The sequence below is a fragment of the Paenibacillus sp. LS-5 genome (genome assembly GCF_056121505.1).
This window is the reverse complement of the sequence record NZ_JBWAVA010000133.1, coordinates 1-234: the sequence shown is the minus strand read 5'-3', so window position 1 is coordinate 234 and position 234 is coordinate 1. Positions and strand designations below refer to the sequence as shown.

General features: G+C 59.8%; 1 protein-coding gene. It reads right to left on the bottom strand.

Annotated elements, in window-relative coordinates:
• The coding region (locus AC0MA3_RS26760) for an arginase family protein (protein ID WP_474658388.1) at nucleotides 1-234 on the bottom strand (234 nt) is incomplete at both ends.

Below are 234 nucleotides of genomic sequence, written 5' to 3'. Positions count from 1 at the left end.
AGATCTGCCGGCCGAACAGGCTGGCAACGAGATCGACGAGCAGCATGGCGCTCTTGCCGCGATCATCGAGGAACGGATTGAGTTCAACGATGTCAAGCGAGCCGACAACGCCGGAATCATGCAGCATTTCCATTACGAGATGGGCTTCGCGGTAGGTGGCGCCGCCTGGAACCGTCGTGCCCACGCCGGGGGCGAGCGACGGATCGATGAAATCCACGTCAAAACTGACATGCA